Below are 14,732 nucleotides of genomic sequence, written 5' to 3' on the forward strand. Positions count from 1 at the left end.
CTGAGAAGGTTTTGCCCCTTCTCGTGTCAATAACCTAAATCCAAATCCGGTCATTCCTGCGAAGGCAGGAATCTACTGACAGCCCCCGCTGAATCATATGGTCCACTCCGCAAACTGAGTGACGAGGCTAGCTTATTTTTGCCCCTTTATGCGTTAGATCTTTAACTCATTCACATGTTCTTTATGTACGTTTGCCCAGCTAAACCTAATCCATTTTCATGGAGACCACATACTGCTAGAATGGAATACCGTTATGCATTTAGCCTCACATAGTTTGGTTCTTCTGGGGGGCGTCAACCATTATTGGAAGTAAATATCGTGCATTTAGAAAGTCTAACCATAAAGAATTACCGAAAATTTCGTTCTACAGATAACACAGTATGCTTTGTTAAGCCTGAAGTTATAGATATGAGTTCTGAAGGAAATCAATCAAGGTCAGTGATTGCTCCTTCAACAACCTTAATTATCGGTAAGAATAATGCAGGTAAAACTACCGTCGTCAATGCCTTAAAGATGCTATGCAATAATGAACAACCCTCGGCATCAGACTTTAACCTTTCCTACTTAAATGACGTGTTCAACCAGTACAAACAAGCTTTTGAAGCGGATAATGCTACAAAATTTAAAGGATTAGAAACGCCAAACTTAGAATTCACCTTGAAGGTTAAAGTGGACTTTAATGATGAAGACCTAATGACTCATCTTGCACCTTTTATCTCAATTAGTGAAAAAGGTGATGGTGAGCCTGTTAGCGTTTGCATCATAGTTAAGGTAGTACTTAGCGAGGAATCTACATTTAAAGAAGAAGCAAGTAAGATTTTTAATACTAGTCACTTAGAAGATGAAACTAGTCATTGGTTTGAGAAGTTTTACGCATTGCTTTCAAAAGAGACTAGTGTTATTCAAACAGAGGGGAACCTTTATCAAATTGCATTCATAGATTCTCTTGGAGACACAACAGAGAAATTTTCCCTTAAAAAACTGATTAATATTAAAGAAATCAAAGCCAATCGCCACCTTAAAGAGGATGTACTAAGCAGCGTCTTTAACAAAATAGTTGCCTTTCAGTTCTCTCATGATAATAGCTCTCGCTCTGCTTTAGAAAAAAGCATAGAGTCGATAAATACACTGATATCTGGAGATGTGAGCTCTAAAAGTAAAAATATTTCTCAAGTCTTGGGAAAGGTAGAAAGCTCAAACAAGGTTGATCTTAGTCTATCGGGCAATGTTACTTACGATGCCGTAATGAAAGGGCTAATTAAATACAACTTTATGGATGGCAAAGATTATATCCCTGAAGATCAGTTTGGATTAGGCTATATAAATCTACTAAACATTATTGGTGAAATCATCCACTTTGTAGATAGTTATGAAGACAAAAGCCACTTTAGTCACATTAATTTACTCTTCATTGAAGAGCCAGAAGCGTTTATGCACCCTCAGATGCAAGAGTTCTTTATTAAGCGTATTGATAATGCGGTAATAAAAGCATTAGATATCGCAAATTCCGCCTCAAAAGGTAAAAAAACACTACAGTGTCAGATAGCGATAACAACTCACTCTTCTCATATTGTTAACAGTAAGATTCATAGCAGTAATACTTTCAATAATCTTAATTATTTAACTTCAATCAATAAATGTACAAAAGTCGTTAATCTGACAGATGATGCGGTGGTTTCTAGTGAAGATAGTGATGCCAATGAAAAGCTTAACTTCTTAAAGAAGCATATAAAGTACAAAGTTTCTGAGTTATTCTTCTCTGACGCTATCATATTTGTTGAAGGAGTTACAGAAGAAACCTTACTAAATTACCATTTGGAAAACCACTCAATTCTAAGTAATTACTATATTTCTGTTTTTAATATAAATGGTGCTCATGGGAAATTGTATCTACCATTGGCGAAAAAACTAAGTATTCCTAGTTTGATTGTGACGGACTTAGATATCAAACGGGAAAAGTGTGAGAAGAACGAAAAGCATGAGAAATATGATAAATGTAATCGATGTGGACATGGAATATATTCTAATGGCACGCTAACTAATAGCTATGGTACCCGCTGCGATAGAAAGCCTGAAAATATCAAGCCAACTTACACACAAATTACTAGTCTTGATGGCCGTATAACAACCAACTCAACGATTAAACTCATAAATAAAGAGTTTGCAGGAAAGTCTGATAGTGAAAAAGAAATTCTTAATGATATAAAGTTCGTTGATAATAATAATATTTATGTGGTATTTCAAAAAGATCCTATTGAGGGGCAGTATGCAACTAGCCTAGAAGAAGCACTCATTTTAACGAATTATAAAAACGATATTATTAATGATGTGATAAAAGACTGTAGGCCAAAAATCTATAATCAAATTCTAAAGTCTGACGACAGTCGTAAAGACTTACGAGAAAACTTAATCCATAACTCATACAAACTACAGAAGAAATTATCGGACAGTAAAAGTGATTTCTCTAATAAGTTAATTTTCAGAATTATATCTTCAGAAAATAGTGATGATTTGCCTAATTTACCAAACTACCTAGAAGATGGTTTAGAGTGGCTTGTAAGAAATCTTCAAGTAAATGATATGCTTTCCTTAAATCAAGTGGAAGCAGGGGGTGATATGGAAGCTGAAAATATGAGATTAGATGATGCGGAGGTCATAACCGATGATGCCAAATGAGATTATGGAAATTGATACTCAGAAAAGCATCTATAAATATATCGATGGCTTTAATAGCTTTCGTTTCAATGCAGGTGCTGGTGCGGGTAAAACCTATGCACTGATAGAAACATTAAAATACGTTACCATCAATAAGATTTCAGCTACCCAAAGTCCGCAAAAAGTGGTCTGTATCACTTATACCAATGTTGCGGTTAATGAGATTAAGAGTCGACTTGGAAATACAGAGGTGGTACATGTTTCAACTATTCACGAAAGGTTATGGGAATTAATAAAAAGAGCTCAGCCTCAGCTTTTGAAATGTCATAAAGAAAAAATAGAGGAGGTTATAAATAAAAACATCCAAGAGCTATATAGTTCTAAGAAAGCAAAGTTCTTTAACGCCCTTGATATGTTAAAGCAACAAGAGTTTATTGATTTTGCCATACAAACTAAAGAACTTTTCTATCAGTCAAATAAATTAGCGGCTACTCCTTTTAAAGAGGCTTATATAAATAATACTGAAATAAAAAAGCCAGATTTTCTTAATGAATGCCTAAGTAATGTTGTAAACTTTAAATATGTTGTTGGGCTGGTGTATAAGAATTATAGCCTTGATAAATGTTTGAAAGAAATTGGTGATGGAAAAGAAGAGCGTGTTAATTATGATAGCAAGGTAAATACAGATAGGTTGCATCGTATGAAGTTTAGTCATGATACTCTACTTGAGTATGGACTGAAACTCGTTGAAACATATCCTACTCTATGTCGCATTATTATTGATAGTTACCCTTATTTCTTTATTGATGAGTATCAGGATACACATAGAAACGTGATTAAGTTCGTCAAAACCATTCATGACTATGCGATTAAAAACAATAAAGAATGGATGGTTGGTTACTTCGGTGATACTGCACAGTGTATCTATGAGGACGGGGTTGGGAAAAATATCACAGCGCTTCATGATGGTCTCTATGATGTCAAAAAGATATTTAATCGTCGCTCACACCAGCAAGTTATTGATGTGGCTAATAAAATTCGTAATGACGAAATAATTCAAAAGCCTATCTTTGATGACAGAAATGATGGTTCTGTACGCTTTTATTATAATAACTCTGAGGATAAGTTAGGGACAGCAAAGCAATTTATTGCTGAATATAAAAGTGATTTAGCTAAAGCTAGTAAGGAAGAAGGCTATACAGCTGCCGATGATGCTAAGATCCATTGCCTAGTCTTAACGAACCGACTCATGGCAAGCTTTAATGGATTTGAGAGAGTGTATGATGTGTATAGCAAGTCAACTATTTACTATAATGACTTAAATACCCAAGTTTTATCTCATCAATTAGAGAAGCTTAATCCAACGGTCTTGACTATCTACCATCTTATTAAGCTTTATCAAGATATACAGCAGGGAGAGGTTTCTTACTATGATATTTTTGGTGCATCAAGTAAGAATCTTTCCTTTTCAAAGGCGAGCTTGGTTATTCGTGAATTAAACAATGAAAGCATTGAATCATTCAGAGATTGGGTTGATCTAGTCATTGAGCTACTTGGAAAAGTCGAATCTAAAGATGCACTAGGTAAAGCTCTGATTAATAGAGTTAATTATGAGAATGATAACGTTGCTTCTGCTGATGCATTTCGTTCAACATTGTTAGGAAGTATTAACGTTCTAATGAATGAAGGTTCAGATGATGACAAAGCTAAAGAGAAAGTGGATAGCGTTTTAGATTTACAAATTACATCATTAATAAATTGGGTTAACTTTATTGATGGTATCGAAGTCGATGATATTACCTATCATACTTATCATGGCACTAAGGGAGAAGAGTATAAGAATGTTGCCATCATCCTAGAGCATAGCTTTGGTAAAAAGAATAAAGATAAATTTAAAAACTATTTTAATGCTGTGCAACAGGATGCAATAAAAAAAGAACATTTATTCCCTGATTCCGTGACTGAAGAAAATCATATTAAGACACAAAATTTGCTCTATGTTGCTTGCTCGAGAGCGATAAAAAATCTCAGAGTGCTCTACTTGGATGATATATCGGACATTGAGAGTGGTATTAACACTATCTTTGGTGAAAGCAAACCTTGGCCAGAGGTCTAATTCTTAGTCAGGCATGATTATTTAATAATAAATAGTCATGTCGGGTTACTTGTACTTCAAGGTGTTAGAGTTGTCTTTCTCATATAACTAAAACCATCCAGTTTTTTACTTGAGTAATACTCAATAGAGGAACTTCCTTATTGAGTTTTTTTCCTGATTCAGCTTAGTTATTGGGGGCGGGTCAAAGCGACTTTCCATACCTGTAGTTATTAATGATTTACTAATTTAGTAAAGTCACTGACAAACTTTTGTCCAAAAGTGAGTTTCAAACTTTGTTGTCACAATCTGTTTGGATAGCAACGATGATGGAGTCAAAGTTTCGATCTTTGTTGTCACTTCTTGGCTGTTACATCAGGTAGTAATCAGCCCTGTTTAGGAGAAAAGTTTTTATCTTTTTTGTATCTTAAGAAAATTAATTGTTATGTCCTCAAAATAAAAGCCTCCGTATAAACAGAGGCTTAGTAGAAGTACAAAAATAGTAGGGAAGTTAGGCTTGAATGAGTTGGCTCATCTCTTCTCTAACTTGTGGTACAGTCAAGCCAACAATAATTTGGAAACTCTCTCCATTACGAACCACGTTAACAGCACCTTGTTGTTGGAAATAGGATGTTGGTTGAACCAACTGAGCGTTTTTGACTTTCACACGTAGTCGTGTAGCACAGTTAGTTAGTAACTCGATATTGTCGCGCCCACCTAAGCCTTCAATGAATGCATTGGCTTGGCCGTCTTCGCTACCGTTTACAGTATTTCCTTTTTGTGATGCACGATACTCTGCCTTAGACACAAATTTCACTTCCGCATCATCGCGCCCAGGAGTCATTAAGTTGTACTTCAGAATAATTGCACGGAAGCTGAAGAAATATATAGCCGTGAAGGTGAGACCTAGTGCTATCTGAATCACATACGTACCCATGTGGTTTGCACCTAATGGCAGCCAGTTCTGGAAAACAAAGTCGATTAATCCAGTTTGGAAGTTACCCGAGACACCGAGCATAAAGGCAAGCGTCGCCATTGTTGCTGAAAGTAGTGCATGTAAAACAAATAAAGCAGGCGCAATAAATAGGAATGTGAACTCAATAGGTTCGGTAATCCCTGTCAGAATTGCGGTAATGGCTGCACCTAGAACAAGTCCTAGTACCATCTTCTTCTTTTCTGGTTTCGCGGTTGAGTAAAGGGCTAGTGCGATACCTGTACATCCAAACACTTTGCCCATACCAGTTAACATGAGGCCGCCCTGAGGGAATTGTTCAGTTAAGGGGGCGCTGCTTTCTGCAAATTGTTGAATGTGCTGAATCCAGTAAGCAACAGTACCGCCGTCAACCGCGACTGGACCATAGAATACAGGACCATAAACAAAGTGATGCAAACCAGTAGGGATCAATAGACGCTCAAGAAGAGTAAATGCCCAAACACCGAACGAACCTGAGTTGACTAAGAACGTTTGTAGACCATTGATACCACCTTGGATAGTTGGCCATACAAAGCATGTGATAACAGCAAGTGCAACCATCATAGGGAAGCTAATAATAACCACTAATGGGGTGCCATTGAACACAGAAGCCCAGTCCGGTAGTTTACGGTCAAAGTATTTGTTATGAACCCAAACCGATACACTCGCGATAACGATAGCACCTAAAAGGTTGGTATCCAGTGTTAAGATACCGCCAATTTCAGTTAGACCACGCTCACCAGCAACATAATTGACGCCAAGATCAGCCCCCCAAAATTGTAATATTCCACCAATAACGTAGTTAAACGTGATGTAAGAGACGAGGGTGGCAAGTACCGCACGACCTGACGCTGATTTTGCTAGCGCGATGGGTAAGCCAACTGCAAAAATAAGAGACATATTTTTGAAAACAGCTAATGACGCTTGTAGCAAAATGGTGGAAACACTGTGCCATGTTGAACCAGGAACTGCCCAAGGGAACAGATCTTGGTTTAGGAGCATAACGGTAAATCCAAGCAGCATACCTGCCGCAGGGAATAGCAAAACAGGGACAAACATGGCTGCCCCAAATCTTTGTATCATGTCTTTCATAGTGACCTCAAAGGTACCTCTAAACAGGAGTTCCTTCCTGCTTAGAGGTGGTTCAAGTTATTGGGAAAATTGTGGCAAATAGTTTTTATTTTCTTCTAGAAGATCGTTAACGATAGCTTTAGCTTTAGGGACATTAATAACGGTACGGTTGAGGGTTAATGCATTGATTAACTTCTGTCTATTACCTTCATACCATGCATCTACGACTAATTTTTCGTATCCTAACTGACTTTCAATCATGGCCTTCTGGAATGTTGGAATGGTGCCAACTGCAAACGCTTTAGGGCCGTCATTAGTTAGGGCACAAGGCACCTCAACCATGGCATCATCCTGAAGATTTGAAATCGCACCATTGTTTGGCACGATGACCAAATAAGTGTCGCCCATGTTGTATGCTAGGGATGCTGCTACTCGAACCATATAGCGCCCATGAATGTCAGCGTGTAAGGTCTCATTAGCGGTTGTCCCAGCATCAATAATGCGTTGGTTTAACTCAAACACTCTCTTTTCACGACCGTTGATCACTTGGCGTGCTCGAGTGTTGTTGATCTGCTCTTTTGCGACCATTTTTTCTGGATACAAGTAGTATTGGAGATAGGTATTCGGCAGATACTCTGGGTTATCCTCAAGCATCGTTTTCATATTTTGGAATGTAGCTTGCCATGACGGATCATCAGCAATTTCAGGATCAACGGCACTAATTCCTTGGTGTAGGATAATGTTCTTGATTTCATCCGTCAGATCTTGGCCTTGTTTATTTTTGATCTTGGTAAACCAACCATAGTGGTTTAGGCCAAAGTACTCAGGTACTAGATCCCAGAACTCACAACCTAATAGGTTTGCGTAACTCACCATGATAGCGGCTGGCATATCGCAAATATTCAGGATGCGCTTATCATCTGGGAATTCACGGTTAAGTGCTTCTGCAACAATCGCTGCTGGATTGGTGTAATTAAGGATCCATGCTTCTTTTGAGTACGAGCGGATATCGTTAACCAACTCAATCATGTCACCAATAGAACGAAGGCCGTAAGCCATACCGCCAGCACCACATGTCTCTTGACCGACACAGCCGTGAGTGAGCGGAATTTGCTCATCTCGTTCGCGCCCTTCTAAGCCGCCAGTACGAATCTGAATAAAGAAGAAGTCTGAGTTTGAGAATGCGACACTTTTATCTGTTGTGTAAATGAATTCTTCAACTTCCGGATAGTGCTCTTTAAATAGAATCTCTGTCGCTTTGGCATTTGATTCTTGGCGCTCAGCATCAATGTCATAAAAAACAACACGCTTTAAAGGAAAGGTATCTTTTTCTGCAATTAGGCTGTTCATCATACCCAGCGTGTAGGTACTGCCTGCGCCAACAACGGTTAGGTTTTGCTTGTTCATTGAAATGTCCTGATGTTTAACTTGATGGCACAAAAGTATCTTAAAAGTATTATATTGAGCAATACATATAAGATACTTTGAGTGTAAATTATAATATCCTTCACAATAATCGAGCTTAAAAGTATTTTAAATGTATCGTCGATCACAGTTTACTTTTATCATGCATGGAGATTAAGGAGATGAGATGAGTAAACCTAGATACTTGCAGATAGCTGATACTTTGATTGAAAAGATCAGTAATGGTGAACTGTCAGCAGGCTCTATCTTGCCAACTGAAGGCGAGCTGCAAAAAGAGTTTGATGTAAGCCGAGTGACTATTCGTAAAGCAATGCAACTACTGGTGGATAAAGATTTATTGTTTCGCCAAAGGGGCAGCGGTACTTATGTTAAAGCACCTAAGGCGCAACATAATGCTCTACAGTTGAGCGGCTTCGTAGAAGAGGTTTCAGCACAAGGCAAGACGCCAAGCTCGAAGATAATTACGTTTGAACTTATTGAATGCAATGAGCTAGTGGCAGATAAGCTTAACGTTTCAATTGGAGAAGAGGTGTATTCAATCCGCCGTTTACGAATGATAGATGATGAGCCTGAAGTGCTAGAACACACGTATTTACCCGTTTCTCTATTTCCCGATCTTAGTATTAAAGCTATGCGCAGCTCCAAATACGACTACATAGAAAAGACGAAAGGACTAAAAATCAAACTTTCTCGTCAATCGATCAAGCCCGAAATATTGAATAAAAAAACCGCTGACGAACTCAATATGGATATGGCCGATCCGGTTATTCGCGTCGATTCTGTTGGTGAGCTAGAAAGTGGTATCGTGTTTGAGTATACGGTGCACTATTTTAGAGTAAATCAATACAGCTTTGACTATATAGCCTATCGGTAACTTAAGAAGCAAATTGCGTGGCAGTATTATCAAGGGTGAAACCCTTTAGGTATATTTGGCCTGCCTAAATAATCAACAGTTATGTCGCCAAATGGCAATTCACTAACCTTTGCTTTGTCTATGATGCCTCCATCAACTTAATAGTGTTCTAGAGGAAGCCATCATGAAAAAAGTGATTATCAATACAAATGTATTTAACGGTGTCGATGACAAGCTGATAGAAAATGTATCGATTCTCATTGAAGACAATTTGATAGTAGAGATTGGTGATATTGATCTTTCAGTTGCTGATGAAGTTATTGATGCGAAGGGTGGCACAGTTATGCCTGGTCTGATTGATGCCCATGTACATATTACTCTCTCTGCACCGTTTAATGTTATTGATACCATGACACGTGAGGAAGTGGCGATTCGTTCGGCCAAGATTTCCGAAGAGATGCTAATGCGTGGGTTCACCACCATTCGTGACGTGGCTGGTAATACGCTTGGACTCAAAACCAGTATCGATAATGGTTACGCATTAGGACCTCGCATTTTGCCGTCTATGGCGGCTATTTCTCAAACGAGTGGTCATTCTGACTACCGCCAAAACCGAGCTCAAGAACGCAAAGGTGACCACGAAGATTCACCGATGATGAAACTGGGAGCGATGAAAGTCGCGGATGGTCGTGCTGAAGTATTAAAAGCAGTACGCGAGCAGTTGTTTATGGGCGCCTCTCAAATCAAGATTATGGCCGGTGGTGGTGCTTCCTCAACATTCGATCCACTAGATACATTGCAGTACACGTTGGATGAAATGAAAGCGGCTGTTGAGGCGGCCTCTGATTATGGAACCTACGTAGCGGCGCATATTCATACCGCAGATGCGATGCGCCGAGCTGCTGAAGCGGGAGTCATGTCTTTTGAACATGCTACAATCATGGATGACGATATCGCACAAACTATCAAAGAAAAGGGGATTTGGGTTATCCCGTCATACTTCACGTCGTCCTTAATTGCAGAGCGAAAAATACCGCTGCCAAATGAAGAAACTTATCGCAAAACTGAGCGAGTTGGTAAAGCTATGTTTTACTCCGCTGAGCTTATTAAGAAATACGACATCCAAAACTTGGCATTCGGTACTGATTGTGTGGGTGAGAAAGATGTGCACGCGACTCAACTTAATGAGTTGGCGGCTATCGAGCAAACCTTCGATACGATAACTGCGCTGCGTATGGCAACTTCAAACTGTGGGCGCTTGTTTGAGATGTCAACGTACCAGCACCCATACCCGCAAGGGAAACTGGGTCAGATTGTTGAAGGAGCTTACGCGGATCTATTGATTATCGATGGTAACCCGCTCAATGGCGTAGATTGTGTTATGAATTGCGATAGACAAAAAATCATCATGAAGGATGGTGTCGTTTACAAAAACACTCTTTAGCCTCATGAAAGCGGCACTTTCTTCAATGTAAAAGAACGAGCAAATATACAAAAAAGGGCAGTGAAGTCATCATTCATTGCCCTTTTTTATTACCGATAACTTGCAGTCAGGCTTTCTTCTTCACTTTTCCTTGAACCGCTTTAAATCTTGGGTTGGATTTGCATATTACATAAATGCGGCCGCGGCGCTTAACGACTTGGCAATCATGGTGGCGCTGTTTAGCACTTTTGAGTGAGCTAAGTACCTTCATTTGTGTTCCTTACTTGTTGGTAGCGACATGGCCGAAGCGGCGATTGAAATTAGCCACTCGTCCTTCTTTATGAATAACTCTTTGTTTTCCTGTGTAATAAGGATGTGACTCCGATGACACTTCAATAGTCATATACGGATAGGTTTTACCATCCTTCCACTCGATAGTTCGGTCTGTTTCCAGCGTTGAGCCAACGATAAAGTACTTGTCTACGCTCGTATCGTGAAAAACAACCTGACGATAATTTGGATGAATATTCGGTTTCATAATGCCTCCAATTGTTATGTTATAACATTGCAAATGATAATCGTTATCGAATGAAGAATGCAACAGAAATTTCAATGGTGGTTTGTGTGATGACTAATCCATAACAAAGTTACGGTTGATATTTAAATGATAATCAATATCATCTAGTTTCTTGGTATGGAGAGTTGAAGGTTAGAGCGATGGATATGAAAAAATGGGAAAGACATACACTGTTAGCCGACGAAGCGGAGAAACAAGGGGAGTTGATGGCAGCGGTCGCCCATTACCAAATCGCGCTGTCTGAATCACAGCAGATGAAATTTGATACATCAGACCTTGAAGAGTTGGAAGATCTACTGGCGGTTAAAGTAATGTCCTGCCATAACCTTGCTGACTTTTGGCGTGCACAAGGAGACAGTGAATATGAACTGAAGTACTTACAACTAGCTTCAGAAGAAGTGATGACCTTGTTACCTCAATGTCCGCGTACTAGTTGTGATCGTTTTATCTCTTCGCTGGGGTGTTGCAAGTCTGCATTGGTCGAATTTCTAAAACGCCATCCGAATCCAAAGGTTGCAAATCATATAGCTGACATGCAAACGACAAATGATTGTGAGTTGATTGTGAAGTTTAAAATTCATTGATCGGCTTAAGTTGTCTCTCCTATATGCAATTCTCTTTTAATCTTTGACTACATATGAGATGTGATGATAGTTCGTTGTTCTCAATGCAAAGAAACAACGACTTATGAAAATGTATCAGTTTGCCTGATGGTACGTGTTTTTTATTGGTCAAAAAAACACCTTATAGTATTCGACATGAGCAGAGTAAAGGAGTATTCGGCTATTCGCTAACGATTAACGTCAAGGGGAATTACCATGAGCAAACTTACTCAAATCATATTGGCTTCGGTCCTTCTTTCACTTTCATCATTCTCATTTGCTAACGAGCAAACGCCGCGACATGGTGAGTATGTTGGTGAAGCGGAAGTATTGGTTAGGAATGTGGTCAGCACAAAAGTAAAAACCTGCCTTTATAAAGGCAGTACCGAAGAGCCCGTAGAGCTTAAATGGGGCAAAACGTTGACCTGTCCAGACTCGATAACCATCAATGGCAATGTGATTCATGAAGGTGATGGGCTTAATACATCAGGCCACAAGCGAATGTAAGGCGAAATCTATGTTCGTTAAATGAAAGAAACCGAGATTTGATATCTCGGTTTCGAAATCTTGGGGGAAAACTAGCAGACGTTATGTTTCAGAAACAACGCTAACACAAGCAAGGCTGACGTCTTGATCGATATAGGCCATGCCGAGCTTATTTAAGTAATCCATTCTATCCGCGGTTCGCAGGTCAATATCGGGACCTTCAATATTGTTGCTTTGATAAATCTGCGCTAAGTGCGCCATAAACCGCTCACCTACGCTCATCATTAGTAGGCTCATCGCCCCCACATCGGGCTTTACTTTGGCACGTTGTTTTTCTGATAAATTCACCGCAAGGACAATAGGTTCTTCTTCACCTTCAAAACGAACGCTGCGGTCTCGAACGGTTTGCTGCGCCCAATAATAAGCCAATTCTTTACTTTGAGTCAGAAAAACAGGCTCGACAGATTCGGTGTAATGGTTTCCTATCGTTGCCATGGTCTTTTTCGCGGCTTGGTTAAGAGCTTTGTCGCCGGAGCGCTTAAGCCCTTGCCCTTGGATAGAGCTCAGGAGCGCCGATGAGGTGCCGTGGTACCAAACATCACTGGTTTCAAAGCCATCTTGTGATAGTAACTCTTTAGCATCTTGGAGATAGGAAGGAACTGTAGTCATAGGCATTCTCAACAAACATGAATGAATTTAGTCTAACAGAAGTGGAGAGTGAGACTGCGTCTTGGGGCGCAATTCTCACTCTCTAGGTGTGTTATCAATTTACTCTCATAAGTGTGTAGAGAGCAAATCGCCACCTTAATTAGTCGAACTGGTGAGAAGTATTCAGTTCACCGGCTGCTTTCAACGCATTTTCACCTGCAAAGTATTCTTTGTGGTCATCACCTATGTCTGAGCCAGACATGTTTTGGTGTTTCACACAGGCAATACCTTGACGGATTTCTTTACGTTGAACATTGGCTACGTAGCCCAACATGCCTTGCTCGCCGAAGTACTCTTTCGCTAGGTTGTCAGTTGACAATGCAGCAGTGTGGTATGTTGGTAGCGTGATTAGGTGGTGGAAGATCCCCGCTTCACGAGAGGCATCCGCTTGGAAAGTGCGAATCTTTTCATCAGCACGCTTAGACAGTTCAGTTTCGTCGTACTCAGCGCTCATTAGGTTAGCGCGCTCGTATGCTGATACATCTTCCCCTGCTTCAACCATTGCATCATAAGCTTGCTGACGGAAGTTAAGTGTCCAGTTGAATGATGGTGAGTTGTTATAAACTAGCTTAGCGTTCGGGTGAACTTCACGTACGCCGTCCATCATCTCTTTGATTTGACCAATATGTGGTTTCTCAGTTTCAATCCACAGTAGGTCGGCACCAGCATTAATCGCCTCGATACAGTCAAATACGCAACGGTCTTCACCAGTGCCTTGACGGAATTGATATAGACCTGAAGGTAGACGCTTAGGACGTACCAGCTTACCTTCACGGTTGAAACAAACGTCGCCTTGCTTCATATCTGCTACATCGATCTCTTCCACGTCTAGGTAAGAGTTGTAGATGTCGCCTTGGTCGCCTGGCTCTTTAACTACTGCGATTTCTTTTGTTAGGCCAGCACCTTGTGAATCAGTACGTGCAACGATAACACCGTTATCGATACCTAGCTCAAGGAAGGCGTAACGTAGCGCACGAAGTTTGGCATGGAAATCAGCGTGAGGTACCGTTACTTTACCGTCTTGGTGACCACATTGTTTCTCATCCGCTACTTGGTTTTCGATTTGAAGACAACAAGCACCAGCTTCGATCATCTGTTTCGCCATTAGGTAAGTCGCTTCTGCGTTACCAAAGCCAGCATCGATATCCGCGATGATAGGTACAACGTGTGTTACGTGATTATCGATTTGGTCTTGAATAGAATCTTGTAGATCCACATCACCCGCTTCACGAGCAGCATCTAGAGCACGGAATAAACCACCCAGCTCACGAGCATCGGCTTGACGTAGGAAGGTGTATAGCTCTTCTACTAAACCAGCAACCGATGTTTTCTCATGCATTGATTGGTCAGGCAGTGGACCAAACTCTGAACGAAGTGCTGCAACCATCCAACCTGAAAGATAAAGGTAGCGACGGTCGGTTTTACCACCGAAGTGCTTTTTAATAGAAATCAGTTTTTGTTGACCGATGAAACCATGCCAGCAACCCAATGATTGAGTGTACTTAGAGCTATCTTCATCGTAGGCCGCCATATCAGCACGCATAATATCTGCTGTGTATTGCGCGATATCTAGACCTGTTTTGAATTTGTTTTGAGCACGCATGCGAGCAGCAGATTCTGGATTAATAGCATCCCATGGAGCACCAGCAGCGCGTTTTGCAACTTCTATCATTTCGATATCTTGAGTGATTTGCGACATAACTATTCCTTAGTTTCACGTTGGATATTATTGGCCAAATGGCTTAGTCATCTTTCTCTGAGGGCTTCATGTTTCAGATGGGACGACCCGTTTAATTTGTTGTTATGGACAAATCGTAGCCGCATGTGTGATAATTTTGTTAATTTATAGTTATTATATTCGGTATTT

12 protein-coding genes are annotated in these 14,732 nt (G+C 40.1%); 6 read left to right on the forward strand and 6 right to left on the reverse strand.

The window, feature by feature from the left end:
- Positions 1–318: 318 nt before the first annotated feature.
- Positions 319–2,676 (forward strand): AAA family ATPase, encoded by a 2,358-nt coding sequence (locus MMA19_RS11705; protein ID WP_240206283.1) that lies wholly within the window; start codon positions 319–321, stop codon positions 2,674–2,676.
- Complete coding sequence (locus MMA19_RS11710; protein ID WP_240206284.1) at positions 2,663–4,771, forward strand: UvrD-helicase domain-containing protein; 2,109 nt, start codon at positions 2,663–2,665, stop codon at positions 4,769–4,771. Before MMA19_RS11705 ends, MMA19_RS11710 begins: the two co-directional genes overlap by 14 nt.
- A 487-nt stretch (positions 4,772–5,258) precedes the next feature.
- Here the strand turns inward: MMA19_RS11710 and MMA19_RS11715 are convergent, their stop codons facing one another.
- Together MMA19_RS11715 and MMA19_RS11720 are read right to left on the reverse strand one after the other, a co-directional pair.
- Positions 5,259–6,812 carry an alpha-glucoside-specific PTS transporter subunit IIBC gene (locus MMA19_RS11715; RefSeq protein ID WP_240206285.1) on the reverse strand — a complete coding sequence of 518 codons (1,554 nt, stop codon included), beginning with the start codon at positions 6,810–6,812 and terminating at the stop codon, positions 5,259–5,261.
- A gap of 57 nt (positions 6,813–6,869) precedes the next feature.
- Positions 6,870–8,198 (reverse strand): 6-phospho-alpha-glucosidase, encoded by a 1,329-nt coding sequence (locus MMA19_RS11720; RefSeq protein ID WP_038227418.1) that lies wholly within the window; start codon positions 8,196–8,198, stop codon positions 6,870–6,872.
- A 184-nt stretch (positions 8,199–8,382) separates the two neighbouring features.
- Here MMA19_RS11720 and MMA19_RS11725 point away from each other — a divergent pair, with 184 nt between their 5' ends.
- Complete coding sequence (locus MMA19_RS11725; protein WP_038227417.1) at positions 8,383–9,090, forward strand: GntR family transcriptional regulator; 708 nt, start codon at positions 8,383–8,385, stop codon at positions 9,088–9,090.
- A 163-nt stretch (positions 9,091–9,253) separates the two neighbouring features.
- Complete coding sequence (locus MMA19_RS11730; protein ID WP_236109330.1) at positions 9,254–10,513, forward strand: amidohydrolase family protein; 1,260 nt, start codon at positions 9,254–9,256, stop codon at positions 10,511–10,513.
- Positions 10,514–10,619: 106 nt separating this feature from the next.
- Here the strand turns inward: MMA19_RS11730 and ykgO are convergent, their stop codons facing one another.
- On the reverse strand, positions 10,620–10,763 hold the full coding sequence (gene ykgO, locus MMA19_RS11735; protein WP_006070348.1) for a type B 50S ribosomal protein L36: 144 nt from the start codon (positions 10,761–10,763) through the stop codon (positions 10,620–10,622).
- A gap of 9 nt (positions 10,764–10,772) precedes the next feature.
- On the reverse strand, positions 10,773–11,030 hold the full coding sequence (locus MMA19_RS11740; RefSeq protein WP_038227414.1) for a type B 50S ribosomal protein L31: 258 nt from the start codon (positions 11,028–11,030) through the stop codon (positions 10,773–10,775).
- A 179-nt stretch (positions 11,031–11,209) separates the two neighbouring features.
- Between MMA19_RS11740 and MMA19_RS11745 the strand changes: the two genes are divergently transcribed.
- Together MMA19_RS11745 and MMA19_RS11750 are read left to right on the forward strand one after the other, a co-directional pair.
- Positions 11,210–11,653 (forward strand): DUF2753 family protein, encoded by a 444-nt coding sequence (locus MMA19_RS11745; RefSeq protein ID WP_006070350.1) that lies wholly within the window; start codon positions 11,210–11,212, stop codon positions 11,651–11,653.
- Between the two features lie 234 nt (positions 11,654–11,887).
- On the forward strand, positions 11,888–12,178 hold the full coding sequence (locus MMA19_RS11750) for a hypothetical protein (RefSeq protein WP_006070351.1): 291 nt from the start codon (positions 11,888–11,890) through the stop codon (positions 12,176–12,178).
- Positions 12,179–12,259: 81 nt separating this feature from the next.
- Here MMA19_RS11750 and MMA19_RS11755 read toward each other — a convergent pair whose 3' ends face one another.
- Together MMA19_RS11755 and MMA19_RS11760 are read right to left on the reverse strand one after the other, a co-directional pair.
- Entirely contained in the window at positions 12,260–12,826 is a 567-nt protein-coding gene (locus MMA19_RS11755) for a hypothetical protein (RefSeq protein ID WP_240206286.1), read from the reverse strand.
- 139 nt (positions 12,827–12,965) lie between these two features.
- On the reverse strand, positions 12,966–14,564 hold the full coding sequence (locus tag MMA19_RS11760; RefSeq protein WP_006070353.1) for an isocitrate lyase: 1,599 nt from the start codon (positions 14,562–14,564) through the stop codon (positions 12,966–12,968).
- Positions 14,565–14,732 lie beyond the last annotated feature (168 nt).

It is taken from the genome of Vibrio sp. CyArs1, assembly GCF_022432925.1.
Lineage (GTDB): Bacteria > Pseudomonadota > Gammaproteobacteria > Enterobacterales > Vibrionaceae > Vibrio > Vibrio mediterranei.

Bases quoted from the DNA above. Each gene is read 5' to 3' on its own strand.
- MMA19_RS11760 (WP_006070353.1), bottom strand. From the start codon at position 14,564: ATGTCGCAAATCACTCAAGATATCGAAATGATAGAAGTTGCAAAACGC.
- MMA19_RS11740 (WP_038227414.1), bottom strand. From the start codon at position 11,030: ATGAAACCGAATATTCATCCAAATTATCGTCAGGTTGTTTTTCACGAT.
- MMA19_RS11715 (WP_240206285.1), bottom strand. From the start codon at position 6,812: ATGAAAGACATGATACAAAGATTTGGGGCAGCCATGTTTGTCCCTGTT.
- MMA19_RS11750 (WP_006070351.1), top strand. From the start codon at position 11,888: ATGAGCAAACTTACTCAAATCATATTGGCTTCGGTCCTTCTTTCACTT.
- MMA19_RS11745 (WP_006070350.1), top strand. From the start codon at position 11,210: ATGGATATGAAAAAATGGGAAAGACATACACTGTTAGCCGACGAAGCG.
- MMA19_RS11730 (WP_236109330.1), top strand. From the start codon at position 9,254: ATGAAAAAAGTGATTATCAATACAAATGTATTTAACGGTGTCGATGAC.
- ykgO (WP_006070348.1), bottom strand. From the start codon at position 10,763: ATGAAGGTACTTAGCTCACTCAAAAGTGCTAAACAGCGCCACCATGAT.
- MMA19_RS11755 (WP_240206286.1), bottom strand. From the start codon at position 12,826: ATGACTACAGTTCCTTCCTATCTCCAAGATGCTAAAGAGTTACTATCA.
- MMA19_RS11720 (WP_038227418.1), bottom strand. From the start codon at position 8,198: ATGAACAAGCAAAACCTAACCGTTGTTGGCGCAGGCAGTACCTACACG.
- MMA19_RS11725 (WP_038227417.1), top strand. From the start codon at position 8,383: ATGAGTAAACCTAGATACTTGCAGATAGCTGATACTTTGATTGAAAAG.
- MMA19_RS11710 (WP_240206284.1), top strand. From the start codon at position 2,663: ATGATGCCAAATGAGATTATGGAAATTGATACTCAGAAAAGCATCTAT.